General features: G+C 44.1%; 26 protein-coding genes. 20 read left to right on the top strand and 6 right to left on the bottom strand.

What is annotated here, in order from left to right; genetic code table 11:
- Positions 1-49: 49 nt before the first annotated feature.
- The 10 genes from K0I62_RS12330 to K0I62_RS12285 are packed head-to-tail and all read left to right on the top strand — an operon-like array spanning position 50 to position 8,428.
- Positions 50-997: a YbgA family protein gene (locus K0I62_RS12330; protein WP_220068419.1), complete on the top strand. Its 948-nt coding sequence runs from the start codon at positions 50-52 to the stop codon at positions 995-997.
- The gene (phrB, locus tag K0I62_RS12325) at positions 994-2,415 is read left to right on the top strand and encodes a deoxyribodipyrimidine photo-lyase (protein ID WP_220068418.1); all 1,422 of its coding nucleotides are present in this window, start codon (positions 994-996) and stop codon (positions 2,413-2,415) included. Before K0I62_RS12330 ends, phrB begins: the two co-directional genes overlap by 4 nt.
- A 12-nt stretch (positions 2,416-2,427) precedes the next feature.
- Complete coding sequence (locus K0I62_RS12320) at positions 2,428-2,859, top strand: nuclear transport factor 2 family protein (RefSeq protein WP_220068417.1); 432 nt, start codon at positions 2,428-2,430, stop codon at positions 2,857-2,859.
- Between the two features lie 11 nt (positions 2,860-2,870).
- On the top strand, positions 2,871-3,587 hold the full coding sequence (locus K0I62_RS12315; RefSeq protein WP_220068416.1) for an SDR family NAD(P)-dependent oxidoreductase: 717 nt from the start codon (positions 2,871-2,873) through the stop codon (positions 3,585-3,587).
- A gap of 2 nt (positions 3,588-3,589) precedes the next feature.
- Positions 3,590-4,843, top strand: a complete 1,254-nt coding sequence (locus tag K0I62_RS12310; RefSeq protein WP_220068415.1) for an NAD(P)/FAD-dependent oxidoreductase — start codon at positions 3,590-3,592, stop codon at positions 4,841-4,843.
- Entirely contained in the window at positions 4,840-5,610 is a 771-nt protein-coding gene (locus K0I62_RS12305; RefSeq protein WP_220068414.1) for a DUF1365 domain-containing protein, read from the top strand. The genes K0I62_RS12310 and K0I62_RS12305 overlap by 4 nt, the downstream gene beginning before the upstream one ends.
- Positions 5,611-5,642: 32 nt before the next feature.
- Complete coding sequence (locus K0I62_RS12300) at positions 5,643-6,923, top strand: SAM-dependent methyltransferase (protein ID WP_220068413.1); 1,281 nt, start codon at positions 5,643-5,645, stop codon at positions 6,921-6,923.
- On the top strand, positions 6,901-7,401 hold the full coding sequence (locus K0I62_RS12295) for a DUF2878 domain-containing protein (RefSeq protein ID WP_220068412.1): 501 nt from the start codon (positions 6,901-6,903) through the stop codon (positions 7,399-7,401). Before K0I62_RS12300 ends, K0I62_RS12295 begins: the two co-directional genes overlap by 23 nt.
- An 8-nt stretch (positions 7,402-7,409) precedes the next feature.
- Positions 7,410-7,904, top strand: a complete 495-nt coding sequence (locus K0I62_RS12290; RefSeq protein WP_220068411.1) for a chalcone isomerase family protein — start codon at positions 7,410-7,412, stop codon at positions 7,902-7,904.
- Positions 7,901-8,428 carry a DUF3833 domain-containing protein gene (locus K0I62_RS12285; protein ID WP_220068410.1) on the top strand — a complete coding sequence of 176 codons (528 nt, stop codon included), beginning with the start codon at positions 7,901-7,903 and terminating at the stop codon, positions 8,426-8,428. The genes K0I62_RS12290 and K0I62_RS12285 overlap by 4 nt, the downstream gene beginning before the upstream one ends.
- Before the next feature lie 71 nt (positions 8,429-8,499).
- On the opposite strand, the gene K0I62_RS12280 is transcribed toward K0I62_RS12285, so the two are convergent.
- Positions 8,500-9,105 carry a VOC family protein gene (locus tag K0I62_RS12280; RefSeq protein ID WP_220068409.1) on the bottom strand — a complete coding sequence of 202 codons (606 nt, stop codon included), beginning with the start codon at positions 9,103-9,105 and terminating at the stop codon, positions 8,500-8,502.
- A gap of 63 nt (positions 9,106-9,168) precedes the next feature.
- Positions 9,169-9,711, bottom strand: coding sequence for a L,D-transpeptidase family protein (locus tag K0I62_RS12275; protein ID WP_434086850.1), 543 nt, complete (start codon positions 9,709-9,711; stop codon positions 9,169-9,171).
- A 149-nt stretch (positions 9,712-9,860) separates the two neighbouring features.
- Between K0I62_RS12275 and K0I62_RS12270 the strand changes: the two genes are divergently transcribed.
- Together K0I62_RS12270 and K0I62_RS12265 are read left to right on the top strand one after the other, a co-directional pair.
- Positions 9,861-10,685: an ion transporter gene (locus K0I62_RS12270; RefSeq protein ID WP_220068407.1), complete on the top strand. Its 825-nt coding sequence runs from the start codon at positions 9,861-9,863 to the stop codon at positions 10,683-10,685.
- A gap of 39 nt (positions 10,686-10,724) precedes the next feature.
- Positions 10,725-12,224 (top strand): MATE family efflux transporter, encoded by a 1,500-nt coding sequence (locus tag K0I62_RS12265; RefSeq protein WP_220068406.1) that lies wholly within the window; start codon positions 10,725-10,727, stop codon positions 12,222-12,224.
- Between the two features lie 167 nt (positions 12,225-12,391).
- Here the strand turns inward: K0I62_RS12265 and K0I62_RS12260 are convergent, their stop codons facing one another.
- Positions 12,392-12,637: a DUF2986 domain-containing protein gene (locus K0I62_RS12260; RefSeq protein ID WP_220068405.1), complete on the bottom strand. Its 246-nt coding sequence runs from the start codon at positions 12,635-12,637 to the stop codon at positions 12,392-12,394.
- Positions 12,638-12,763: 126 nt separating this feature from the next.
- On the opposite strand from K0I62_RS12260, the gene yqfB reads away from it, so the two are divergent.
- From yqfB to K0I62_RS12245, 3 genes are all read left to right on the top strand, one after another.
- A complete protein-coding gene (yqfB, locus tag K0I62_RS12255; protein ID WP_220068404.1) occupies positions 12,764-13,096 on the top strand; it encodes a N(4)-acetylcytidine aminohydrolase in 333 nt (110 codons plus the stop codon).
- Positions 13,097-13,340: 244 nt separating this feature from the next.
- Complete coding sequence (katG, locus tag K0I62_RS12250; RefSeq protein ID WP_220068403.1) at positions 13,341-15,521, top strand: catalase/peroxidase HPI; 2,181 nt, start codon at positions 13,341-13,343, stop codon at positions 15,519-15,521.
- A 218-nt stretch (positions 15,522-15,739) separates the two neighbouring features.
- A complete protein-coding gene (locus tag K0I62_RS12245) occupies positions 15,740-16,408 on the top strand; it encodes an esterase/lipase family protein (RefSeq protein ID WP_220068402.1) in 669 nt (222 codons plus the stop codon).
- A gap of 25 nt (positions 16,409-16,433) precedes the next feature.
- Here K0I62_RS12245 and K0I62_RS12240 read toward each other — a convergent pair whose 3' ends face one another.
- The gene (locus K0I62_RS12240) at positions 16,434-16,853 is read right to left on the bottom strand and encodes a hypothetical protein (protein WP_220068401.1); all 420 of its coding nucleotides are present in this window, start codon (positions 16,851-16,853) and stop codon (positions 16,434-16,436) included.
- Between the two features lie 351 nt (positions 16,854-17,204).
- Here K0I62_RS12240 and K0I62_RS12235 point away from each other — a divergent pair, with 351 nt between their 5' ends.
- From K0I62_RS12235 to K0I62_RS12220, 4 genes are read left to right on the top strand one after another with little or no spacing between them, the layout of a single operon-like run.
- Positions 17,205-17,939: a DUF1538 domain-containing protein gene (locus K0I62_RS12235; RefSeq protein ID WP_220068400.1), complete on the top strand. Its 735-nt coding sequence runs from the start codon at positions 17,205-17,207 to the stop codon at positions 17,937-17,939.
- Positions 17,939-18,715 carry a DUF1538 domain-containing protein gene (locus K0I62_RS12230; RefSeq protein ID WP_220068399.1) on the top strand — a complete coding sequence of 259 codons (777 nt, stop codon included), beginning with the start codon at positions 17,939-17,941 and terminating at the stop codon, positions 18,713-18,715. Before K0I62_RS12235 ends, K0I62_RS12230 begins: the two co-directional genes overlap by 1 nt.
- 1 nt (position 18,716) lies before the next feature.
- Positions 18,717-19,067, top strand: a complete 351-nt coding sequence (locus K0I62_RS12225) for a P-II family nitrogen regulator (protein ID WP_220061297.1) — start codon at positions 18,717-18,719, stop codon at positions 19,065-19,067.
- The gene (locus K0I62_RS12220) at positions 19,064-19,468 is read left to right on the top strand and encodes a CBS domain-containing protein (protein WP_220068398.1); all 405 of its coding nucleotides are present in this window, start codon (positions 19,064-19,066) and stop codon (positions 19,466-19,468) included. Before K0I62_RS12225 ends, K0I62_RS12220 begins: the two co-directional genes overlap by 4 nt.
- An 81-nt stretch (positions 19,469-19,549) precedes the next feature.
- Here K0I62_RS12220 and K0I62_RS12215 read toward each other — a convergent pair whose 3' ends face one another.
- Entirely contained in the window at positions 19,550-19,906 is a 357-nt protein-coding gene (locus K0I62_RS12215; RefSeq protein ID WP_220068397.1) for a glutathione S-transferase N-terminal domain-containing protein, read from the bottom strand.
- A gap of 232 nt (positions 19,907-20,138) precedes the next feature.
- Entirely contained in the window at positions 20,139-23,300 is a 3,162-nt protein-coding gene (locus tag K0I62_RS12210) for a DUF748 domain-containing protein (RefSeq protein ID WP_220068396.1), read from the bottom strand.
- Between the two features lie 177 nt (positions 23,301-23,477).
- Between K0I62_RS12210 and K0I62_RS12205 the strand changes: the two genes are divergently transcribed.
- Entirely contained in the window at positions 23,478-24,476 is a 999-nt protein-coding gene (locus tag K0I62_RS12205) for a 2Fe-2S iron-sulfur cluster-binding protein (RefSeq protein WP_220068395.1), read from the top strand.
- The last annotated feature ends 116 nt before the right edge of the window (positions 24,477-24,592 follow it).

The following is a 24,592-nucleotide window of genomic DNA, read 5'->3' as shown; positions in this document are numbered from 1 at the left end:
ATTTAGCAATTGATCACCTTTATTGATTGATAGTATTAAGCGGGGGCGGATGATGAAGAAAAAACTTAAGATTGGCATTAGTGCTTGTGTCATGGGCGAACCCGTTCGCTATGATAGAGGCCATAAAAAGTCGAATTTTTGTGTGGATCAGCTAAGTGAATTTGCCGAATTCAAACCTGTATGCCCCGAAATGGCGATAGGGTTACCCGTCCCTCGCCCAACGATAAGACAGATCATTCGTGACAATATAATCACCGTTTCTCGACCCGATGGAACCGGAGATGTGACCGAAAAGCTAAAGAGTTTTGGTGAGCAAGCGGCTAAATCATACGGTGACTTATCAGGGTTTGTATTTTGCGCAAAAAGTCCAAGTTGCGGCATGGAGCGTGTCAAAGTGTATCATCACCATGGCAAAGGCTCTGAATCGACTGGCATTGGTGTTTTTGCTGAACAAGTGATGAAGGGAAATCCACTTTTGCCTTGTGAAGAAAATGGTCGCTTAAATGATCCCGTTATTCGTGAAAACTTTATTACGCGAATATTTACCTATCAAAAATGGTTAGACCTTAAAGCTGAAGGTATCACTAAACATAAGTTGATCACTTTTCATAGCACGCACAAGTATTTAGTGATGAGTCATCATGTTGAAAGTTACCGTGCTTTGGGAAAATTATTGGCCAGAGCCGATATGCCGTTAGAAGAGATGGCCGATCAATACATTAGTGGTTTGATGGAAGCGCTGAAAAACAAAGCGTCTCGACGCAGTCATACCAATACCTTGCAACATCTTCAGGGATACTTTAAGCGTCAACTTGATGAAGCCAAACGTAAAGAGCTGACCGACGAAATAGCCGCCTATCATCAAGGCTTATCGCCACTGTTAGTGCCTTTGACCTTGATTAAGCATTACTTGATTGAATACCCAAACGCCTATTTGGAGGATCAAGTGTACCTTAATCCTCATCCCAAAGAGTTAAGGTTGAGGTACGGATATTGAGTTGTATTTATTGGATCCGTCGTGATGTAAGAGTCCATGATAATCCCGCCTTGGTTGAGGCTATTGCCCAAGGCGTTAAAACCGCAGTTTTCATCTCAACGCCATCGCAGTGGCAACAACATGATTTAGCCCCTATCAAGGCGGATTTGATCAGGAGACATTTGCGGTTGTTGGCCAAACAACTCGATGCCTTAGGTATCGAGTTTGTGCATTTACAGGCGTCAGATTTTGCAGACCAGCAACAGGTTTTGCTTAGTTTTTGCCAAGCCCATAATATCAATACCGTTTTTGCCAATACCGAGCCAGAGCTTGATGAAGTCGAACGTGATAATCATATTGCTCGTCGCAACATCGAACTGAAACTATTTCAGTGCGATAGCATTTTACCGCCAGGCACTGTGCTGAATCAGCAAGGGACAATGTTCAAGGTTTTTACCCCTTTTAAAAAAGCGTGGCTAAAACGGGTTCAGGAGGTTGGCATTGCATGTGTTCCAACGCCTGGCGTTGTCATTGACCACCATACTGCAGAGCGTTTCGAGCGAGTTCAAGAGGTTGACCAAATTGATGACATTATTTTCGATTATCCGCTAGTAGACTCATCTGCATGGCCTGAAAGTGACCGAGTCATGGAGCTTGTTATCCCTAAATTTTGGCAACAAAAGTTACTTGATTATGCCAATACTCGTGATATCCCGAGTATCAAGGGCACATCAGGTTTGTCTCCCTATTTGGCGATAGGAGCCATAAGCCCTCGTTGGCTTGCGGTTCAACTTATTCAAGCGCAACCCGAGGTGATTTATGATCAGGCTCATGGTGCGTTTTCTTGGTTAAATGAGCTAATTTGGCGAGATTTTTATAAGCATTTGCTGTTTCACTACCCCAATTTAATTAAAGGCGAAAGTTTTCAGGTTAAATATCAATTGGCGCAGTGGCGGGGCAGTGACGAAGACTTTAAAGCATGGTGTGAAGGTCGAACCGGTTATCCTATTGTCGATGCCGCGATGAAACAGCTGTTGCACACAGGCTGGATGCATAATCGATTACGTATGATTGTGGCCAGCTTTCTGACCAAACATCTGCTTGTCGATTGGCGCAAGGGGGAGCGCTTCTTTATGCAGCATCTTATTGATGGTGATTTCAGTGCTAATAATGGGGGTTGGCAATGGGCCGCGAGTACAGGATGTGATGCACAGCCCTATTTTCGAATATTTAATCCGATAACTCAGAGCCAAAAATTTGATCCTCAAGGCGTTTTCATTCGTAAGTATTTACCAGAGCTTGAAAACGTGCCGGATAAACAGATTCATTTTCCCCATGATTATTTTAATAAACATGGTATTGAAACTGATTACTGCAAGCCAATAGTCGACCATAAGGCTGCACGTTTGAGGGCGTTAGATTTTTATCAATCGTATTAGGGTTTATCGATTATGGCGCAAGCATTGTGGTTACAAAATTTTATCGCCGTATACAGTGAGTTATCGACCGATAATTTGATGTCGCTGGAGAAGATATACCATCCAGATATTGAGTTTGTCGATCCCATACATCGAGTTCATGGGATAGCGGCACTGCTTGACTACTTTTCACATCTTTATCAGCAGCTTCTCAGCTGCGACTTTGTGATAGATCATATCTTGGAAGCTGAGCGTGAAGCCGCCGTTTATTGGACCATGACATTTCGCCACAAGCAGCTCAATGGCGGAGCTCCTATCTCAGTACAGGGGCATTCTCGCTTACATTCCAAGGATAATAAGGTGGTTTATCACCGAGACTATCTTGATGTTGGTGCCATGCTATATGAACACATCCCTGTGTTGGGTAGCATCGTTAGCGCAATTAAACGTCGAGCGGCCAAGTGATGAATACTAAAATGAATATCATGATCACCGGAGCCACATCGGGCATTGGTCAAGCGCTTGCTCTCGCCTACGCCAAAGCGGGCCATAATGTTATTGCCTGTGGCCGTAGTCAGCAAAAACTTGATGCATTAGCAGAGCGTCAAGGCAACATTTTAACCTTATGTTTTGATTTAACTCAGTTTGATTCCTACCCGCCGCTGCCTAACAGTATGGGTAAACTCGATCTGCTTATTTTGAATGCGGGGGACTGCGAATACATCGATGATGCCATTAATTTTGATGCAAAACTCTTCGAAAGAGTAATTAATATCAACTTAATTTCAATAGGTTATGCTCTTGATGCTTGGCTTAAATCGGTGCAGTGCGGTGGTCGACTGGTGTTAATTAGTTCGAGTGCGCAGTTATTGGCCTTACCAAGAGCGGAGGCTTACGGCGCTTCAAAGGCGGCATTGAGTTATTTAGCCCAGACGCTATCAATCGATCTGGCTAAGGATGGTATAGAGGTAAGTTGTGTGCATCCGGGTTTTGTCGATACACCGTTAACGTCACGCAATACCTTTGCCATGCCGATGATTGTCTCGTCTGAGCAAGCGGCGCAGAAGATTATTCAAGGGATCGCTAAGGGAAAGCGCGATATTAGCTTTCCAGGGGTCTTTATATTTTTGATGAAATGTTTAAGTTGGCTGCCATTTTCTTTGTGGCGCCGCTTAGCGATAAGGATGAACTAGGCATGAAGCGGATAGCTGTAATTGGGTCGGGTATTTCTGGATTAACCTGCGCTTATCTTCTAGACAAGCAGTATGACGTTACCGTGTTTGAGAAAAATAACTATGTCGGTGGTCACACCGCTACAGTCGATATTACTCATCAAAACCAAACCTATGCCATTGATACTGGCTTTATTGTATTTAACGATAGAACCTACCCTCATTTTAATCGCCTACTGGATATGTTGGGCATTGTTGGGCAACCAACGGAGATGAGCTTTAGTGTCCATAATCGACAAACTGGATTTGAATATAATGGTCACGGGATAAACTCGCTATTTGCTCAACGCAGAAATATTTTTCGGCCGCAGTTTTGGGGGCTGATCCAGCAGATCCTTAAATTCAATAAGCTATGTAAACAAGCATTTCATGAAAAAAATATCATTGCAGGTCATACACTTGGTGATTTTTTGGAGGAGCATGGTTTCTCTGAGTTTTTCTGTCAGCATTACATTCTCCCTATGGGCGCAGCGATTTGGTCGACGAGTCTTGCCGAAATGCGCCAATTTGAGCTGAAGTTTTTTATTCAGTTCTTTTATAACCACGGTTTGCTCAATATTAGCGATCGTCCTCAGTGGCAAGTTGTCCCTGGGGGATCAAGAGTGTATGTCGATGCTATCTTGTCACAGTTGTCAAAACCGATATTGACTGAGTCTAACATTGACTCTGTCATTCGAACTGATGAGGGCGTCGTAGTTAAGCTCGCCAATGGAGATGGGTTAGTCTTTGACGAGGTGATATTTGCTTGTCATTCAGACCAAGCGTTAGCGCTACTTGGCGATGCAACTGAAAATGAAAAAGCAGTGTTAGGTGGTATTCCATACAGCCGCAATGAGGTAGTGCTGCACACCGATATTAGCTTATTGCCTAAACGTCCTCTAGCGTGGGCAAGTTGGAATTATATGTTGGATGATAATTTTAGTCGTCCCTCTTGCGTCACCTACAATATGAACATACTCCAAGGGATAAAAAGTGACACGACTTTCTGCGTTACCTTGAATCAAAGTGATGAGATAGCGCCAGAGAAAGTGTTACGTAGCTTTGTCTATCATCACCCGGTCTTAAACGATGCCAGTGTAGCGGCGCAGAAACAGCGCTCATTGATCTGCGGTCAAAGAGGAACCCATTTTGTTGGTGCTTATTGGTATAATGGATTCCATGAGGATGGGGTGCGTAGCGCACTCGATGTCACTAATCGATTTGGGCTCACTCTATGAGCCATCCTCCCATTCAAGCATCTAATGCTATAGAAAAAAGTGGTATCTATCACGGACAAGTTCGCCATCGTCGTTTTGGCGCAATTCCCCATGCCTTTCGTTATCAGATGTATATGATGGGTCTCGATCTCGATGAATTGCCTGTACTGCTTAGCCGCAGCCGATTATTTGGTCACAGTTGGTTTAACCCTATTCGTTTTAATGAAAAAGATTACTTAAAAAATGAACCTGGCAGCCTCAAGCAGCGTATTGGTGAGAAAGTCAGGCAATTAGGTGGTGATTGGCAGCAATCTGGACGTGTACTCATGCTGGCTCAATGTCGGTGCTTGGGGATTTATTTCAGTCCGATTAACTTCTACTTCTGCTATGACCAACAGCAAGAGTGCAAGTATATGTTAGCCGAGGTGAGTAATACCCCTTGGCAACAACGTCACTATTATCTGTTGCGTTTGGATGGCGAATTGACGGTTAAGAAGGCGTTTCATGTATCGCCATTTATGGAGATGGATATGACCTACCATTGGCGTATCACGCCACCGTCTAACAAGGCCATGGTGCATATTGAGAACCATAAAACGGAAAAAGTATTTGATGCGACCTTAGCTTTATCTAAACGCGCATTAAGTGCAAAAGGGTTACTAAAAACATTATTCGCCACTCCCGCAATGACCATCAAAATGGTCGCGGGGATTTATTGGCAAGCATTGAAGTTATATTTGAAACGGGTGCCTTTTGTCCCGCACCCTGAATCGGATTCAAAAATATAAAAAGACAGTATTGTCTAATTAGCGAGGTTAAAATGGAACAGCTTGTAAAACAAAATCAGACGCTTAGCCCTCGTGAACATTCGCTAATCCATGGTGCGAATAGCAAATATCGCACCTTGATTATCAAGTTATTATCCCAGCTTAATGATGCCTGTATTGAGCTTATCGAAGGCGACAATCACAGTGTGCTGGGTGATAGAAACGCCACCCTTTGTGGACAAATAGTGATACATGATGCGAGCTTTTTTAAAGATGTTATTCAGGGCGGGAGCATAGGTGCGGCAGAAGCGTTTCTCGATGGCAAATGGACCAGTCCGAATTTAACCGCATTGATTCAAGTCATGGCCAGAAACCAGTCTAAACTCGATGCAATAGAGAGCAAGATGGCATGGTTGTCAAAAATTAAAAACGTCTTCTTAAGACGTAAAAACATCAATACTGAGCAAGGTTCAAAACGTAATATCTTGGCTCATTATGATATCGGCAATGATCTGTATGAACGCTTTCTCGACTCCAGCATGCTTTATTCCTGCGCGGTTTATAGCGATGCTGCGACTAATCTAAGTGATGCCCAGCAAAACAAGATGCGCACGATCTGTGAAAAACTCGAACTTAAAAGTACTGATAATGTCGTTGAGATAGGTACTGGCTGGGGCGGATTGGCTGTCTATATGGCACAAAATTATGGTTGCCACGTGACCACTACCACGATTTCAGATGCGCAGTATGCGTTTGCCAAATCGCGCATAGAGCAAGCTGGCTTGAGCGACAAAATTACCCTGCTTAAAAAGGATTATCGTTTACTCGAGGGTCAATACGACAAGCTGGTATCGATTGAGATGATAGAGGCTGTTGGCCATGAGTATCTCAGTACTTTCTTTAAAACTTGTTCGGGATTGCTTAAGGCTGATGGAAAGATGCTGATTCAAGCGATCACCATTGCCGATGCGCGTTATGAGAAGTATCGCAAGAGCGTCGATTTTATTCAGAAATATATCTTTCCTGGAGGCTGCTTACCCTCTGTTGCGGTAATGAGTACACATTTAAGTGAGCAAACCGATATGGTCATCAGCGATATCGATGATATCGGGTTGCATTACGCTAGAACCTTACATGATTGGCGACAAGCCTTTGAAAAGCGTTGGCCTGAGTTGGTTAAACTTGGCTACAGCGAAGAGTTTAAGCGCCTGTGGTTATTTTATTTTTGTTACTGTGAAGGGGCATTTAAAGAGCGGGTGATCAGTACTCATCATATCGTGGCTAGAAAGCCCCGCTTTATGGGACAGGCTGATGAAACTATTTTGGATTATTAATCTATTGCTATTTCAGCTGTGCTGGTTTTCTGCGGCATTATTGCCTCAGTATGCTGCAATAATCATGGCTGGATTAATCGCAATTCACTTTGGATTATCGCCTACTCGTAAACAAGATATGAAGGTATTGCTCTTGGTGCCAATCGGGATCGCCGTCGATAAGCTACAGCTTGAGGTGGGCGGTTTCGAGAGTGTTAATCAAGGCTTTCCGGTTTGGTTGCTGCTGTTGTGGTGCATTTTCATTATCAGTTTGAATCATAGCTTAAAGTGGCTCACTGAGCGCAGTTTGCTTGTCGCATCGTTATTCGGTGCTGTCGGTGGCGCAAGTAGTTATTGGGCTGGTATTCAATTTGGTAGCTTAAAGGCTGTTTGGTCTGATATTTGGCTAGTGTTATCGCTGATGCTGGTGTGGTCATTGTTGATGCCTATTTTTGTCATTTGTCATCGACAGTTGCAGCTTTCTAACCCAATAAGATGAGGTGTGACATGTACCGATGGCTAATTGTGTTGCTTTTCAGCGCCAATGCTTATGCTTCACCTTTGAATCAATTGCAAAAGGTCGGTGCTGGTGAGATGAACTACCTGTTTTGGACCTTATATCGCGCCGAGCTGTTTGCCAGTGATATTCCTTTTGATGTAACCGAGATGAAGCCTAAAGCGCTTAGAATTGAGTATTACAAAGAGATCGACAAACAAGCGCTTATCGATGCGACTGGTGAGCAGTGGCAGCAGCTTGGTTATGATGCCGCTGAGATTGAGCTGTGGTTAACACCGCTTGCAAAAATTTGGCCCGATGTCGCTCCTGGGGACGTATTAACTCTGTTAGTGACCCAAGACAGTGTGAGTCATTTCTACTTTGATGATGAGTTGATCGGTGTTATTGACGATCCACGTTTCGGTAATGCTTTCTTGTCTATATGGCTTTCGGAAAACACCTCTGAGCCAAGGCTTAGAAAACAATTGTTAGGGTTAACCCAATGAGAAAATTTACCTTTATCCTATTGTTCTTCTTACTCGGCGGATGTGGTTCAGCGAGTTTAGATGACTACGGTAACACCACCCCAGAACTTAAGTTAGAGCAGTTTTTTGATGGCAAGTTAAAGGCTTATGGCATCGTGCTAGATAGGTCTGGCAAGTTACTGCGCCGTTTTGATGTTGACCTTATTGCGAGCTGGGATGGCGACAAAGGTGAAATTAAAGAATGGTTTTTGTTTGATGACGGTGAAAAGTCGACTCGAATTTGGCGACTCAATAAAGTTGCTGACAATCAATATCAGGGGCAAGCGGACGATGTTATTGGCATTGCCACAGGCAACACCAAAGGCTCAGCGTTATTTTGGCAATATGATTTGGACATAGTTGTCGATGGCGACACCTATCGAGTCACCCTAGATGATTGGATGTTTCTCCTCGATGAAAAACGCCTGTTTAATAAAACAGAAATGACTAAGTTTGGTTTCAAGGTCGGTGAAGTCATTCTCTATATCGAGAAGATTGAGGACTAATGATGTTCGTTTTATCTGTCATCGGTCATCGCTAACCCTGTTTAAAATAACGCTATCATTCGCGGCTTAGGTTATTTAGCTTCCGAGGCAATGACCTCCTTGATGCCGTGAGAATGTACTTTTATGCAGAGGTTATCGCGTTTAAAGGCGATCGTGGGGTTGGCTAGACGTTCATGTTCTCCCTTGGGAGAACTCTGCTTGATTTTTATTGCTGTATCTCCCGCAATAATGGGCCTAAGCTGTGGAGCGACAGACACAAGCGCCTGCTGCAGTTGCTCACAGGTTTGCGCTTCGCTAGGCAATACGAGTTCAATATGCTCCCATCCTTCAACTGGGTAAGGCTTGTCACTGGGATAGGGCAGTTCGACGCACTCAATGAGCATCTCGCCTAATTGCATTGGTGTATCTAATTCAATAATTAGAATAGGGCGGCCATTGATCATGTTGTTAGAGATAATGGTGCCTTGCTTGGCAAAATAGTCGGATAAGTTATCAGCCGCAGCAACCGAGTTGACTCTCAGGGCGACATGATCACAATTGAGCTTGAGCGTGTCGAGATTGAGCGTAGCCATGAAGTCTAAGATCTGTTTGCTAAATGCTGGCCAAGAATGTTCAAGTTGTTTGCCTGTCAGTTGATTCGATGGCTCTTGATTCGATGTGATAGTGCAATTGGCCATGTTGGTTACTCGTGAGCGTATTAATGAATTATTGATGGTTATAATGTATTTAGGTTGAAGCGGTTAGGGCCATATCTCAATAGGTGTCCCCATATCAACGGCGCGCCAAAGCTCATCGATTTCATTATTTTTAAGGGCAATGCAGCCATCGGTCCAATTAAACTCTTGTGCTTCATCTGGGGTGAGCGAGGAGTTAGGGTTTTGGCCGTGGATCATTATTTGCCCTCCAGGATCGATGCCAAGGGCCTCGGCTCTTAACCTATCTTCCTCATTGGGGTAGGAGATATGAATTGCGCGGTAGTATGCGCTATCCGACTTTTTATAGTCGAGAATGTAACGTCCTTCGGGAGTGCGTTGATCTCCCTCTTGTTGTTTATGGCCTGTAGGCCTATCACCCATGGCAATTTTATAGCGGCGGAGAACTTTACCTTTGCGCATTAACATCATGCTGGCGTTTGATTTATCTACAACCACAAGATCAACCTTGCCAATATCACTATGACTGCTACTTTGGGGAGAGTGTTGCACGTTGGAAGCGGCCCACGTGAGGCTTGTGCTTAAAAGTAAAATTATCAGCAGGAGTGGTTTAAATAATATCTGCATCATCATATCTAGCTAAAATAAAGTGTTACTTGGATATTCATCATACCTTAATTTTAGATTAAGCTGGATCGGTTTATTAGATTCTCTATTATGGTACCAATCAGTATAAGCAGCCTAAACACGCTAACTCTTCATAAGGATTATACTTTTCGATGGATGCGAACGACGATACATTGAGATTAAAACTGCGACAGGTCATTTTTGGTACAGAGACTAAGGCGGGCCGCTATTTCGATTTAGCCCTGATAGTCTGTATTGTGCTCAGCGTTTCCTTGGTGTTTCTCGATACTATAGACAGTGTGCATAGCCAGTATGGCGACTTGATCCGCATTGTTGAGTGGTTTTTTACTGGGATATTTACCCTTGAGTACCTACTCAGGTTGTACTGTTCTGCACAACCCGTGAAATATGCGCGCAGTTTTTATGGCGTAGTCGATCTGCTCTCCATCTTACCTAGCTATTTGGCGTTGGTGTTCCCTGGCGCGAGCTTTACCTTAGTGATCAGAGTATTACGCTTGTTTCGTATTTTTAGGGTATTAAAACTGCTGCGTTATCTTAGTGAGGGTAATATTTTATTGCGCGCTATGATGCAGTCCAGTCGCAAGGTATTTCTGTTTTTCTTTTCAGTGAGCCTTATCGTGATGGTATTGAGTGCCGTTATGTATGTCGTTGAAGGGCCTGAACATGGTTTTACTTCAATGCCAAAGTCTATTTACTGGACCATTGTGACAATTACGACCGTCGGCTATGGAGATATCACGCCGCAAACCACATTGGGACAAGCGATAGCAGCGCTGACCATGTTAATTGGTTACTCCATTATTGCCATCCCAACAGGTATTTTAACCGCTGAGATATCACAAGAAATTGTGCGCAAGAAAGACCTAAGACGTTGCAGCAACTGTTTAAAAATGGGGCATGAGGTCGAAGCTCTCTATTGTGATAAGTGTGGCGGCGAACTTGAGAAGGACTTGTAGTCAGACAGTGTTATTTCCCTCAATCGCGTAAGGACCAAGATGACCAAAGCTAAGTTTGTCGAAGGCTCCATCATGCGCCATATTCTGGTGATGAGCTCTACGGCTGCCATTGGCATATCCGCGCTGTTTGTCGTTGATCTTATCGACATATTTTTCTTAAGCATGTTAGGTGAGCAGGAACTCGCTGCAGCAGTTGGCTATGCCGGTACCATTTCATTTTTTACTACATCAATCGGCATTGGTTTATCTATCGCTTTAGGCGCGTTGGTTTCACGGGCGATAGGGGCGAAACAGTTTGAACTCGCTAAGCGGTTATTGCTCAATAGTGCGGTTGTTACCCTGTTGGTTGCAGTCCTTGTCGCTATTATTGTGACCATCTTTATTCCCGAATTGTTGGCCCTTGTTGGAGCCACTGGTCATACGGCCGATCTTGCTGCGGATTATCTTTATATCTTGGTGCCCTCGATGCCGCTCATCTGCTTAGCCATGGCGTTGGGCGCTGCACTACGTGCGGTGGGTGATGCAAAACTGTCGATGGTCTCAACCCTTATTGGTGGTGGCGTCAATTTAGTGTTTGACCCTATTTTTATTTTTTTGCTGGCCATGGGGATCGAAGGTGCAGCATTAGCTTCGGTGTTGGCGCGTATTGCCGTATTAATCGTTGCTGCCAGAGGCGTATTCATTAAGCATAACTTGATCGGACGATTCGACCTGTCATGGCTTAAAGAAGATATTCGACCTATTTTTGCCATTGCAGGTCCCGCCATGGTGACCAATATTGCCACGCCGATTGGTAATGCCGTCGTAACCCGAGCCATTGCCGATTTTGGTGATAGTTATGTTGCGGCATGGGCGGTACTAGGGCGCTTAACTCCCGTCGCCTTTGGGATGATATTTGCATTATCGGGTGCGGTTGGGCCTATCGTTGGACAAAACTTTGGTGCACGTGAATTTGAGCGGGTAAAAGAGATCTTGATGAAAGCACTGCTCTTTTGCGGGATCTATGTGGTATCGCTTTCGCTACTGCTGTTTCTATTACAAGAGCAGATCGTTGTTGTGTTTGGCATGCAAGGGGATGGCGCAGAGTTGATTCGCTTCTTCTGTAGTTATATTGCCGTATTTTTTGTGTTTTCTGGGGCTCTGTTTGTCGCTAATGCCTCATTTAATAACTTAGGTAAAGCCAAGTATTCAACCTTGTTTAATGTGGGTAAGGCCACATTGGGTACGATTCCTTTTGTTTACTATGGTGCTCAGTGGGGCGGTGTTCAAGGGGTATTGATTGGCCAAGTCATGGGGTCAATTGTTTTCGGTATTCTTGGGGTGTGGACTGCCTTTCATTTGGTGGATAAAGTGCAGAGTACTAGGCTTTTTACCAGTTACGAAAAAGATGAATTTGACGATTTAAATGAGGAGCTTAGCGTCTCTAGCTCTAACCCTTTGTCATCATCTTGTGCACAAATGGCGCAACTCAGCGAAGAGCAAGATTGTGAGGAAAGTACTAGAGCCACCGAATTGGTTGTTGGCCAGCGACAAGACTGAGTGACGAGATTGAGTACTCGTAATCTGTAGAGCAAAGCGATGTAGATTTAATTGCGTGTTGGGCGCGTTGTCGGATGAGCTTTCTCTTCGCGGCGCCCATCGGCATTTGATCTGGTTAGTCGATATTGTAATAGCTTTAGGTATTTGACCCGTTTACTTAAATTCGATTAAGCGTCGCTTTTGTCATTTGTGCCGTCTGTGGCAGGGGGTTCTATAGCGACATCAGTATCAACAGCCGGTTGCTCTTTGGCTAATTCATTGGCTTTTGCTGCCATCTCAGCTTGCTCGCGAGCAAGTTCTTTAGCGCGATCACCTTTAGAGACATACTTTTTGACACTGGGTGGAGTGTGCTTATTTAGACGTGCTTTAGCTCGCTTGGCCGTCTTTTTGATGATTTTCTGTTTTCTGTTCATACGCTCCACCTAAGTGTTTAGTTAACTCAAAATAGGGCCTAGCTTCGAGATAGCGTAAACCGGAGGCGGATTTTAACTTAATCTTAGGCAGGCGGCTATAGGCAAATATTTTAATCGTGAGGATTTATGACATATTCCATTGATGGTGAGATCACCTTTTTCCAGCGCTTCGAGGCCGATATTCTCACTGGCGCTAAAAATATCACCTTAAGAGATCAATCTGAGTCTCATTTCACTGCTGGGCAACGTCTACATGTAGCGACATTTGAGGATCATCGCTGGTTTTGCGACGTCCTGGTTGAGCGGGTTGAAAAGCTCGCTTTTAGCGATTTGAATGATGTTCACGCTCAGCAAGAAAATATGACGCTATCAGAGCTTAAAAAAGTGATCATCGACATCTATGGTGCGATTGATACCCTCTACCTTATCGGTTTTTCAGTTATTAAGTCATCAGAGTAAGCTATCTGCTCGATAGCCCTTTTTGCAGAGTTACTAACATAAGTGGCTAGCATGAGATTGTGGCGTTAATTTGTGGAGGGGAATGAGCGGTAACTCGCTATACCGCTATTCAAAACAGGGCTAATCGGAAAAAGCTATCTTAGTGATAGATAAGCTTCATTGGCATAAAGCGATGTTAAGCAACTATAACTAATAGACCTTATAGGAAACCAAGCCTGTTATTAACCAGGAAGGAGATAGCAAGATGTCTGACAGTAAATGCCCAATGCATCACGGCGCAGGAAGCGGCACAACCAATAAAGATTGGTGGCCAAATCAACTCAGAGTCGATCTTTTACATCAACACTCTGCTAAATCAAATCCGATGGATAAAGACTTCAATTATGCAGCGGCATTCAGGAGTCTGAATTTAGAAGAAGTAAAGCAAGATTTACGTCAACTGATGACAGATTCTCAAACCTGGTGGCCTGCCGATTTCGGTCACTATGGTCCATTGTTTATTCGTATGGCGTGGCACAGTGCGGGAACCTATAGAACTGGCGATGGACGTGGTGGTGCAGGCTCAGGGCAACAACGGTTTGCGCCGTTAAATAGTTGGCCCGACAATGGCAACCTCGATAAGGCGCGCAGACTTATCTGGCCTGTTAAGCAGAAATATGGTCAGAAAATCTCTTGGGCCGACTTAATGATTTTAACCGGCAACGTGGCGCTTGAATCAATGGGATTCAAAACCTTTGGTTTTGCTGGTGGTCGAGAGGATGTTTGGGAACCAGAAAATGATGTCTATTGGGGCGCTGAAAACAGTTGGCTCGAAGGTGATAAACGCTACTCAGGTGATCGCGAGCTTGAAAACCCTCTCGCCGCGGTGCAGATGGGACTTATCTACGTCAACCCTGAAGGGCCCGATGGCAAACCCGATCCATTAGCGGCGGCCGCAGATATTCGAGAAACCTTCGCGAGAATGGCGATGAATGATGAAGAAACCGTGGCGCTTATCGCAGGGGGACACACTTTTGGTAAGACCCATGGTGCAGGTGATGCCGCATTAGTGGGAGCCGATCCTGAAGCGGCCGATATTGAAGCACAGGGTTTTGGCTGGAAAAGCAGTTATGGCAGTGGTAAGGGCAGCGATGCTATTACCAGTGGACTCGAAGTGACGTGGACGCAAACGCCCACGCAGTGGAGTCACTATTTCTTCGAGAACTTGTTTGGTTACGAATGGGAGTTAACCAAGAGCCCCGCTGGTGCTCATCAGTGGCAGCCAACCAATGGTGCCGGTCAAGGGGAGATCCCTGATGCCTTTGATGCGAGTAAGCGTAAGGTTCCGACGATGCTAACGACCGATTTAGCGCTTCGAGAAGATCCTGCTTATGAGAAGATCTCGAGGCGTTTTCTTGAGGACCCCGAATACTTTGCCGATACATTCGCTCGTGCTTGGTTTAAATTAACCCATCGCGATATGGGGCCTAAAGCGCGTTACCTTGGGCCTGAAGTGCCCGATGAAGATCTCATTTGGCAAGATCCTCTGCCTAAAGCTAATTATGAGATTATCGATGCGGAAGATGTATCAAGCTTAAAATCTAAGATCGCCGAGTCTGGCTTAACAGTATCTGAGTTGGTATCCACCGCTTGGGCCTCTGCATCTACCTTTAGAGGCTCCGACAAGCGAGGTGGTGCCAATGGTGCAAGAATAAGGTTGAGCCCTCAAAATAGTTGGCCGGTGAATCAGCCTGATCAGCTTGTTAAAGTGCTTCAGCATTATGCTGACATTCAGCAAGCATTTAATCAGGCGCAGAGCGGTAATAAACAAGTGTCATTGGCTGATCTTATTGTATTGGGGGGTGGTGTCGGTGTTGAAATCGCGGCAAAAAATGCCGGTGTTGAGATAAGCGTACCCTTTACACCAGGGCGTGTTGATGCCAGCGAAGCGCAAACCGATAGTGAGTCATTTGATGTACTAGAGCCCTATGCCGATGGCTTTAGAAACTTTGTTAAAGCGAAATACAGTGTGCCAGCTGAAGCTTTGCTGCTTGATAGAGCCCAGTTGTTAACGCTGACCGCTCCAGAGATGACAGTATTGATTGGTGGTATGCGCGTACTTGGTACCAATGTTGGCGACTCGAGACATGGTGTGTTTACCGATAACACGGGCGTGCTCACTAATGATTTCTTCATTAATTTGTTGAGCATGGACACTCAATGGCAATCGACATCAGATGCCCAAGATCTGTTTGAAGGTATCGATCGCGCTAGCGGCAAGCTTAAATGGACTGCGACACGTGCTGATCTTGTGTTTGGTTCCAATTCTGTTCTCCGGGCCTTGGCTGAAGTTTATGGCAGCTTAGATGCTAAAGATAAATTCATTCATGATTTTGTTGCCGCATGGCATAAGGTGATGGAGCTCGATCGCTTTGATGTTAACTAGTCGAAAATAGCACGATAGAAATGACAGATGTGGTGCTAGCTTAGCTTGTGCCACATCTGTTTCTTATTAGAGCCACTTCTTGTTGTAGTTACTTTTTGTAGTTAGTGCCTGCTTTTAATCGTTGTATTACCGCGCATTTTTCAGGAAATTCTCGTATCCTTTCTAGAATCAAGCTTGATAGAATGCAGATATTAGTCACTACTCGCAAAGACGTTTTTATGACGAAATGCTCTACTGCTGATACCAATATGCAAGAATATGTGATTTTACTTCATGGCCTAGCCCGCAGTGAACGTTCTTTACGTAAGTTGGCATTAGCACTCGAAAAGCGGGGCTATCGCTGTATCAATCATTCCTATCCATCAACTAAACACGATATAGCGACACTTGCCGACGTCGCAGTGGCTGAGGCGTTATCTTTATGTGGCGATGCGCGGAAAATTAATTTCGTTACTCATTCAATGGGCGGGATTTTAGTGCGGCAATATTTGAGTCAACATCATATAGACAATTTAGGGCGAGTCGTGATGTTAGGTCCTCCAAATCAAGGCAGCGAGGTTGTTGATACATTGCATAATGTGCCTGGATTTAGGTTTATTAATGGCCCTGCAGGAATGCAACTTGGGACCGAAGCGATGAGTGTTCCTAACCGCCTCGGAGACGTTAATTTTGAACTCGGTGTTATTGCGGGGACCCGCAGTATCAATATACTCTTGTCTACCATGTTACCTAAGCCTAATGATGGTAAAGTATCGGTAGAACGGACTAAATTAGCGGGAATGAAGGATCATATCGCACTGCCAGTAACTCATCCTTTGATGATGAATAACGCTAAAGTCATTGAACAAACCGTACATTTTTTGGTGCATGGGGTATTTAATCACTAACTGACTGGAGAGGTGCCGACAATATTCAGGAGGCGAATTTTTTGATATCGTCTTTTGAAGCCCCATCATTACATTCACCACGGATCTCACCTCGGCCAACTTCGACAATTCGGCTCAGTTCGATATAGCCCTCACGACAATACCCTGTCATATTGATGGTTTTATCTAGTCCTAGCTCAATCTGCTGTGTCCACTGGGATAAATTGTTGCTAGCGCGCTTCTTTCTTTCTAACTTTCTCACACGCGCCATATGAGGTTGTTCAAGCGTCGGTAAATGGGCGTACTTCACCTTGTAGGTAAACAGCTTGATACCATCGCCTTTAATCGAGGTTTGAAATCTGTCTTCTACTTTAATTGTAAAGTCATCGACGTCGGGTTTACTCCCCGCACACGCAGTGGTGAGGTTGGCAAGTAGAAAGAGTAAAACAACATTTTTTATTGGCATGATTTTATAGTCATTCGATGCAGTTTCTTGGTGTGATTGGGTTAGCATAAGTGAGGATAACGTAATTGGCTGGCTATATCATCAATAGATCACACCTTTATACAGACAGGCGCTTAAATTAGGGCTATTAGATTGAGCACTATGTATGAGCATCTTGAATTCATCAATAAGTCGCTCGCTTATTAAATGTAATTGCTGCGAGGTTAACAAACGGACTGTTTGCCGCTCGTATAGGACAGGCAATTTGACATAAATCACGTTAAGTCGTGTTGGTGTTAATTAGTTGTTGTTATTTGGTTGGGGGTTGGCAAACTAAAATGAGTGTGGAATGTGCAATTCTTAGGAGAGAGAATGTCGGCAATAATGAAGCTTTTGACCTCGCTGCTAGGTAGCTTTAGGGATCTGCTCCCCATTATTTTTGTCGTCGGATTTTTTGAAATTGTCGTCTTGCAACAAGCGCCCGCTGATCTTGCCTCTATTCTAATCGGTTTATTGTTTATTGTTTTTGGTTTAACTTTCTTTGTATTTGGCTTAGAGATGGGTTTGTTTCCTATTGGCGAGTCATTAGCACAAGCATTAGCACGAAAGGGCAGTGTTTTTTGGTTGGTGGTGTTTTCGTTTTCATTAGGCTTTGGTACTACACTCGCTGAACCCGCATTAACCGCGGTCGCGAATGAGGCCGCTGAGGTGGCTGCTCGTTCTGGTGCCATCGTTAATTCAACTGAGGCGATGGATAGCTATGCTATGGGGTTGAGATTAACTGTGGCGATATCGGTTGGTTTGGCTATTTTGCTTGGGGTGATCAGAATACTTAAAGGCTGGCCGATTCACTATTTGATCATCGGTGGTTATGTGTTAGTGATGATCCTCACCAGTTTTGCTCCCGACAATATCATCGGTATTGCATATGACTCTGGCGGGGTAACCACATCGACGATCACAGTGCCCTTAGTCACCGCATTAGGTGTCGGTCTGGCAACTGTTATTAAGGGGCGTAATCCGATGCTCGATGGTTTTGGATTAATTGCTTTTGCGAGTTTAACGCCAATGATCTTCGTACTACTTTATGGCATGGCGGTGCTCTAATGAATATGGTCAGTGATATCTTTAACACTTTATTGCTCACTGCCCGTGACGTTGTGCCTATAGCCGTTATTTTGTTTGGTTTTCAGCTTGGGGTGTTAAGGCGTCCCATAGTTCATTGGCAGAAAGTGCTACTCGGGTTTATTTATGTGATTTTGGGGTTGACTTTTTTTCTCGTTGGATTGGAATTAGCACTGTTTCCAATCGGTGAGGACATGGCGAACCAACTGACCTCACCAAGTTTCTTACACCCCGATGGCGACATGTCGCCTTTTGTTTGGCAAGACTATTTGTGGGTTTATATCTTTGCGGCAGCGATAGGTTTTAGTACGACCATCGCGGAGCCTTCGCTCATTGCCGTTGCCATTAAGGCCAATGAAGTTTCAGGGGGAACCATAGGTATACAGGGATTAAGGATCTCTGTCGCGATAGGGGTTGCTGTGGGTATAGCACTGGGTTGCTTTCGCATTGTGGTTGGCGATCCCATTCACTATTACATTATGGCGGGTTATGTGTTGGTGGTGATACAAACTTTTTATGCCCCAAAGATGATTGTGCCCTTAGCTTATGATTCAGGGGGGGTAACGACATCAACCGTCACCGTCCCTTTAGTGGCGGCGCTTGGCTTAGGTTTAGCCACCAATGTCGATGGCCGCGATCCCTTAATTGATGGCTTTGGTTTGATTGCTTTTGCCAGTTTATTTCCCATGATCACTGTGATGGGTTATGCCCAGTTAGTTGAATTTATGATTAAGCGAAAATCCGCTAAGGAGCGATAACATGCGCTTTAAACTTATTGTCGCGTTTGTCGACGAAACCTGCACCGATGTCGTGCTTGATGCTGCAAGAGAGGCTGGTGCCACTGGCGCGACGGTAATTAATCATGCTCGAGGTGAAGGTTTAGAGAAAAAGAAAACCTTTATGGGGCTCGGACTCGATATTCAACGTGATGTCATTTTATGGTTGGTTGAGGAGCATATGAGCCGGACAATTTTAGAAACTATCTGCAAGGTGGGTGAGTTTGAAACCAATCCCGGACAAGGGATTGCGATTCAGATTGATGTGGAAGATGCGGTCGGTATCGCTCATCAAGTCGAAATACTCAGCAAAGAGATTGAGGATCAAATATGAAACCATCGACGCCAATAAAAAATAGCGATGTGATGACCGATGATTACGCCATGATCGATGGGCTGCATACTGTATCTGAAGCAATTCAATTAGCGGTGTCTCATGATGTCAGTATGTTATTGGTTAATAAGCGTCATGAACATGACGAATATGGCATGGTACTCATGAGTGATATCGCGCGTAAGGTGCTTGCTAAAGACAAATCTCCCCAGCGAGTAAATGTTTATGAGATCATGATTAAGCCCGTGCTGTCGGTTCATGCCGATATGGATATTCGTTATACCGCAAGATTATTTGAGCGTTTTGGCATTAATAAGGCGCCAGTGATAGAGGCGGGCAAAATTTTAGGCGTGGTAACTTATCACGATATCGTATTGAAAGGGATGATGCCAAAGCTCTGATTAAAAGCTCTGAAGAGATATAAATAGCAACAGGATGTAAGTATGCGCGTTAATAGCCTTTATTAACGCGCATTTTGTTAGTTAGGCGAAGCGCTGGTTTAGGTAGTTAATGATATCTGATGACTCATACATCCACTGAACTTGGCCATTATCTTCGATACGTAGGCAAGGCACCATGGCTTTACCGCCTTGTTCGACGAGGGTTTGTTGATGTTCTGCTTTTTTTGCATCAACGGTCGCGATGTTTAATCCTTGACGACGAATCGCGCGGCGTACTTTGACGCAAAACGGGCAGGCTGGGTATTGATATAGTTGAATTTGGCGAGTTTGTTCATCGATCTTAACCTGTTCGGTGATCGGACGTTGGCGTTTTTTGGGAGCGAAAATAAAATTAAAAAACAGGATGATGCGGCCTAATACCCAACGAACAATAAACATTAACAACTTCCTCATATGGTTTAGTGGGCGTGATTTTAACTTAAGCGTGACTAGGATCAAAGTTTTGATTTTAACTTGCGGCAGATAAACGCTAGAAATAATGCAAGCGTCGTGTGGGTATATGTTGACGGATTATAAGTCATACCCATCAGTACAAGTCAGCGAGTGCTGGTGGATAACTAAAGGCGAGCAAGATAGAGTAGGAGCGAGGCTTAGCTCGCTCCTACTGATACTAATCTGCACTAAGGGTCAATAGTGCTTGGCTTGCGCTGGTATTGAGATCCGCTTGGCTATCGAGGACAAATATTCTTCCTGGTTCAATCTTAGCTTGCTCAATAAGATAATGTTTTACGGTGACAGCCCGCTGCTGAGCAAGTGTACCTAGTGCCGATTCGCCAATATCTTGGTGCGACAATAGTGAGTTATATAAGGTCATGTGCCAACGTGTTAACAGATCGTCTTCAGATAATTTTTGCTCTTGGCGTGTTTCAATCTGCTGTTTTATCTCATCGGCGGGTAGACCAAGTTCTGTCTCGTAAAGACGTTTTAGCGCATCAGATAATACGCCTGATGTTGGGTAAGTACTTGGGCTGAGTCCTGCTGGGAGGGCTGCTATATCCAGGTTGGCCGTTTGTGCTAACTTTTGCTGTAACTGCGCACTCATTAAGGCTTGGCTATCTTCAGTGAGGTTGACGGCTCCTTTTGCGCTAAGGCGCAGTTTTGGTCTGTCTTTTAGGCCTTTTGCCAGTTTATCGAGTAAGGATTGACTATCCTTATTGAGCGCCGCTGAGCCTACATTAAAGGCGACTTTGTCTAATTCATCATCTGATCCCAGCAGCCCAGCTAACAAACTAAATGGTGCTGTCACGGCTTTCGTTATCACATTGGTAAATGCGGTCATGACGATGCTGCCAAAGCTGAAGCTTGGTTCATTAAGATCGCCAGATACTTGTAAGCCGAGATCAATAACGCCATTCCTGTCTTGTAATAATGCGATGGCCAAGGTTACCGGCAGGGAGGTGGCTAAACTGCTTTCACTTCTTTTTCCTAGTTGTAGCTGATCGACAACGAGGTGGTTATCTCCTACGAGTTGATTGTTCTCAAGTTGATAGTTAAGGTCTAAAGACATTAAGCCTTTGTCGATGTAGTAACCGGCATAGGTGCCCGAGTAGGGGTTAACCGACGTTAACTCAACATGTTTAAAGCTAAGATCTAAATCTAAGTAAGGTTGCTCAAGTAAAGGATTTATTTCTCCTTTGAGCGTGACCGGAGCATATCTGTCTATTTTACCTTTAATGTCGACACCGGCGGCCTTTTTACTGCTCGATGACAAGTTTGAGATGCTACCTGACAGCTGCTCAATACTTGCGGCAAAGTTAGGCGTTAATGATTTATCGGCGAAGAATGTTGAACCGCCATTGATAATCACATTGTTTATCGATAGTGCCATTGGTGATGGCGTTTCATCTATGCTTCGCTGCGCTTTTTCTGCTGGCGTAGCTTCGGCCTGAGGCTCAAGATCTTTGACTAAGCCTTGAAAGTTAGTGCTTCTATCTTCGGCAATTAACACACGTCCGAAGGGCTTAGTTAGGGTCACTTGATCGATAACCAATGCATTAGTTTGTTTATCAAACTCCATTTGGTTAATGTCAAGGCTATGCCATTTTAATAGGGGTTGTTGCTGTAAGTTGTCCCTTATCGATAGCTCATCGATTTGAACGGCTGCGTTTACACGCATCTGTGCCTCAGCATCTGCGACGAGTTCGCCTTGGGTGCTTAACAATCCCTGCTCAAGATCGATGTTAAGGTAAGGGGTGAGAAAGTTCTGGAACTGGTTTAGCGCCAATTTAGTCAGGGTAAATTGTGCTTGTATTTTCTGGCTCTTAGCATCGATTTGGCCACGGGTGGCGAGTTGACCTTGTTGATTAAGACTAAGCGCTAACTCAAAGTCGATCGGTGCACTTAGCGCTGCATCAATACTACCTGTAGTGAGTTTAATATCGCCAATATTCCACTGGTTTTCATCGTTTAATAATTGTTCTTTAAGTGCGAGTTGATATCCACTTATCTCAATTGCATTTAATCTTGCGCTCCATTGTGGCTCTAAACTAGTCGATGTATTTGTGCTTGTTAGTTCACTTTGATGGTTAGCAGTTAACTTATCGTCATTTGCTGTTGTAGGGACTGCTTGAGCCGTCTCTACCGCTGTGACCGTTTCTGAAGCGATAAGTGCAGGTTCGGTAGGCTGCGTCGCGGCGGCACCTGCTGATGATTGCATCGATTTAGGAGTGAATAATCTAACTAAATTAAGCCCCTCGTTGTCTACGCGCGCATTGAGTAATAAGTTTTGCGAGCTTAACGCATCGATGGTTACCTGTTTATTCGTTAGGTCGAAGTTGATGTTATGAAGCGCAATCGCATCCAGCGTCATTATTTCTCGCTGCTGATGGTTAATTGCTATTTGTTTCAAGGTAAGTTCACCGCTGTTAGTTTTGGCAATAAGCTGTTCGTTGTCTATTGCTAAGCGGTAGTCGGTTGAAAAGTCGAGATAACCTTGATCTAACGAAATAGTAAAGTCTTGTGCTACTAGGCTCCAAAACTGGGGTAATACGATATCGGACAATGTAATATCGCCTCGCACATCTAACGGAGACAGTTGTACTTGCCCTTTTAGCGCTATCATTCCACCATTCTTACCGTGAAACTCAATATCGTAATGGTTGATCCTTTGTGGGTCCTCTTTGCCATTAACGGCCAGTGGGTTGAGTGAGTCAAACGCATTAACATGGAGGTTGACTTTATGGTAACTAACTTGGCTTTGGGTGACGTCATCAGCCAGTTCTAGCGCTGCATCAACTATGGCAAGTTTTGTCACCATAATATGAGGAATGGCTTGACTGGCTTGACTGGTTTGTTCAGTTTCTTGTGATTGTGTGTCAGTGGCGTTAGCGTTTAAGGTCTCTATGATGTCAGAAAAATTGAACCTTAATGGCTCATTACTTACAACTCTTCGCACATTGGCATAAGGCGAAGCGAGGGTGACATCGGTAAAGCTAAATCCCCAGTCAAATAGAGAGTGCCAAAACTGGTATTGAAAAGCTAATTGTTCAAAACCGACGAAAGCGCTGTTGTCCTTCTCGGCTATGCTAAAACCGTCAATTTTAACCGCTAATGTAAATGGGTTAATGCTCACGTCTTTTAAGGCTACAGGTCTATTTAACAGTGAAGACAACTGTTTTGGCGTTTGTTGAACAATAAGGTAAGGAGTCAGTAGACCGAGTAACAAGGTCCATGTTAAATACAGAGATAAGGTGATGCCTATATATCGTTGATATTTAGGTAGTCGTTTGTATTTTTGTCCTAGACGAGCAAACAATGAAGGGACGGAAGACATAATGACCTTTTAGTTAGATGTATACAGTAAACGGTGATATAGCGTTGCTTATTGGTGGTAGAAAAGATATCACCAGCACAATCGTTAAACCAGTCGCTATAATTTTAGTAGTATTGTTGCCAATATTGAATGGTTAAATTGCAGAACGCCTATAATAGATGAGAAAAATTGACTGATATGACAGTATTTTATTTAGATGGACAAGCTTTTGAGTCTAAATCTCAAGAAACGGTATTAGATGCGCTGATCCGTCATGGCCAACGTCTCAATTACTCATGTAAAAAAGGGGTCTGTAAGACGTGCTTAGTACAGCAGGTTAAAGGTGATATCGTTGTTGGTTCACAAAGAGGACTAACTTTAGCACTAAAAAAGCGTAATTATATTTGTGCTTGTCAATGTCGGCCATCTGAGGACCTCACACTTAGGTCAATTTTACCTCAAGACCTCTTTATTGGTGCAACAATTCAACAGAAAACGGTGTTAAGTGATTCTATTGTTGGCATTGGTTTAAAACTTGATGAAGCGATACGTCATCAACCTGGACAATATATTAATCTCAGACGTTTCGATGGATTAACTCGAAGTTACTCGCCAACTAATATTTCAGGCGCCTCGTTACTCGAGTTACATGTGAGGCGAAAATACAATGGTCAATTCAGTGATTGGTTATATCATTACGCCAGTATTGGAGAACAGTTGCTGGTGCAAGGTCCCCTAGGCAGTCGTCATTATAAGTCAGATTTTACTGCAGATAAGCTAATTATTATCGCTTTTGGAAGTGGCTTAGGCGTTGCCCATGGGATAATTAATCAAGCTTTGGCAGAGGGACATCAAGGGGAGATTTTCCTTTATGTGGGAGTGCAAAATGAAGCTGATCTGTACCTGCATTCTCAGTTGTTGAAGATGATGCTTGAGTACAGTCAATTCTCTTATCAAGCCTGTATTACAGGTAATGCCAATCCGAGAAAACTTGGGCGGCGTATTATGTTAGGCGATCCATTTAGCGAAGCGATTAACGTACATCAGTTTGATCGTCAGCAGCAGCTCTTTATATGCGGAGAGCCTACAGCGGTAAATCAGAGTAGAGAGAGGGCGTTCCTCAATGGCTATCCGATAGAGCGAGTGCATGCACTCTCTTTCGAATACAAAGATTTACGCGCTAGAGCTCGAGAGTAAAATGCAAATCTCTTTCGCTCAATGATAATAATATTGATTTGGGAAATTCCACTGTATTTTTTGATTCATTATGTTAATCTTATTTAAATCATAAGGATGTGTAACTTTTTGTTTTG

Source organism: Shewanella psychrotolerans, assembly GCF_019457595.1.
Taxonomy (GTDB): Bacteria; Pseudomonadota; Gammaproteobacteria; order Enterobacterales; family Shewanellaceae; genus Shewanella; species Shewanella psychrotolerans.
The sequence above is the reverse complement of the archived record's forward strand: the minus strand, read 5'-3'. Positions and strand labels throughout refer to the sequence as shown.

What these genes read in the sequence shown, in the direction of transcription:
- K0I62_RS12330 (WP_220068419.1), top strand. Translation starts at nt 50, where the DNA reads ATGATGAAGAAAAAACTTAAGATTGGCATTAGTGCTTGTGTCATGGGC.
- K0I62_RS12320 (WP_220068417.1), top strand. Translation starts at nt 2,428, where the DNA reads ATGGCGCAAGCATTGTGGTTACAAAATTTTATCGCCGTATACAGTGAG.
- K0I62_RS12315 (WP_220068416.1), top strand. Translation starts at nt 2,871, where the DNA reads ATGAATATCATGATCACCGGAGCCACATCGGGCATTGGTCAAGCGCTT.
- K0I62_RS12310 (WP_220068415.1), top strand. Translation starts at nt 3,590, where the DNA reads ATGAAGCGGATAGCTGTAATTGGGTCGGGTATTTCTGGATTAACCTGC.
- K0I62_RS12305 (WP_220068414.1), top strand. Translation starts at nt 4,840, where the DNA reads ATGAGCCATCCTCCCATTCAAGCATCTAATGCTATAGAAAAAAGTGGT.
- K0I62_RS12300 (WP_220068413.1), top strand. Translation starts at nt 5,643, where the DNA reads ATGGAACAGCTTGTAAAACAAAATCAGACGCTTAGCCCTCGTGAACAT.
- K0I62_RS12295 (WP_220068412.1), top strand. Translation starts at nt 6,901, where the DNA reads ATGAAACTATTTTGGATTATTAATCTATTGCTATTTCAGCTGTGCTGG.
- K0I62_RS12290 (WP_220068411.1), top strand. Translation starts at nt 7,410, where the DNA reads ATGTACCGATGGCTAATTGTGTTGCTTTTCAGCGCCAATGCTTATGCT.
- K0I62_RS12285 (WP_220068410.1), top strand. Translation starts at nt 7,901, where the DNA reads ATGAGAAAATTTACCTTTATCCTATTGTTCTTCTTACTCGGCGGATGT.
- K0I62_RS12280 (WP_220068409.1), bottom strand. Translation starts at nt 9,105, where the DNA reads ATGGCCAATTGCACTATCACATCGAATCAAGAGCCATCGAATCAACTG.
- K0I62_RS12275 (WP_434086850.1), bottom strand. Translation starts at nt 9,711, where the DNA reads ATGATGCAGATATTATTTAAACCACTCCTGCTGATAATTTTACTTTTA.
- K0I62_RS12270 (WP_220068407.1), top strand. Translation starts at nt 9,861, where the DNA reads ATGGATGCGAACGACGATACATTGAGATTAAAACTGCGACAGGTCATT.
- K0I62_RS12265 (WP_220068406.1), top strand. Translation starts at nt 10,725, where the DNA reads ATGACCAAAGCTAAGTTTGTCGAAGGCTCCATCATGCGCCATATTCTG.
- K0I62_RS12260 (WP_220068405.1), bottom strand. Translation starts at nt 12,637, where the DNA reads ATGAACAGAAAACAGAAAATCATCAAAAAGACGGCCAAGCGAGCTAAA.
- yqfB (WP_220068404.1), top strand. Translation starts at nt 12,764, where the DNA reads ATGACATATTCCATTGATGGTGAGATCACCTTTTTCCAGCGCTTCGAG.
- katG (WP_220068403.1), top strand. Translation starts at nt 13,341, where the DNA reads ATGTCTGACAGTAAATGCCCAATGCATCACGGCGCAGGAAGCGGCACA.
- K0I62_RS12245 (WP_220068402.1), top strand. Translation starts at nt 15,740, where the DNA reads ATGACGAAATGCTCTACTGCTGATACCAATATGCAAGAATATGTGATT.
- K0I62_RS12240 (WP_220068401.1), bottom strand. Translation starts at nt 16,853, where the DNA reads ATGCCAATAAAAAATGTTGTTTTACTCTTTCTACTTGCCAACCTCACC.
- K0I62_RS12235 (WP_220068400.1), top strand. Translation starts at nt 17,205, where the DNA reads ATGTCGGCAATAATGAAGCTTTTGACCTCGCTGCTAGGTAGCTTTAGG.
- K0I62_RS12230 (WP_220068399.1), top strand. Translation starts at nt 17,939, where the DNA reads ATGAATATGGTCAGTGATATCTTTAACACTTTATTGCTCACTGCCCGT.
- K0I62_RS12225 (WP_220061297.1), top strand. Translation starts at nt 18,717, where the DNA reads ATGCGCTTTAAACTTATTGTCGCGTTTGTCGACGAAACCTGCACCGAT.
- K0I62_RS12220 (WP_220068398.1), top strand. Translation starts at nt 19,064, where the DNA reads ATGAAACCATCGACGCCAATAAAAAATAGCGATGTGATGACCGATGAT.
- K0I62_RS12215 (WP_220068397.1), bottom strand. Translation starts at nt 19,906, where the DNA reads ATGTTTATTGTTCGTTGGGTATTAGGCCGCATCATCCTGTTTTTTAAT.
- K0I62_RS12210 (WP_220068396.1), bottom strand. Translation starts at nt 23,300, where the DNA reads ATGTCTTCCGTCCCTTCATTGTTTGCTCGTCTAGGACAAAAATACAAA.
- K0I62_RS12205 (WP_220068395.1), top strand. Translation starts at nt 23,478, where the DNA reads ATGACAGTATTTTATTTAGATGGACAAGCTTTTGAGTCTAAATCTCAA.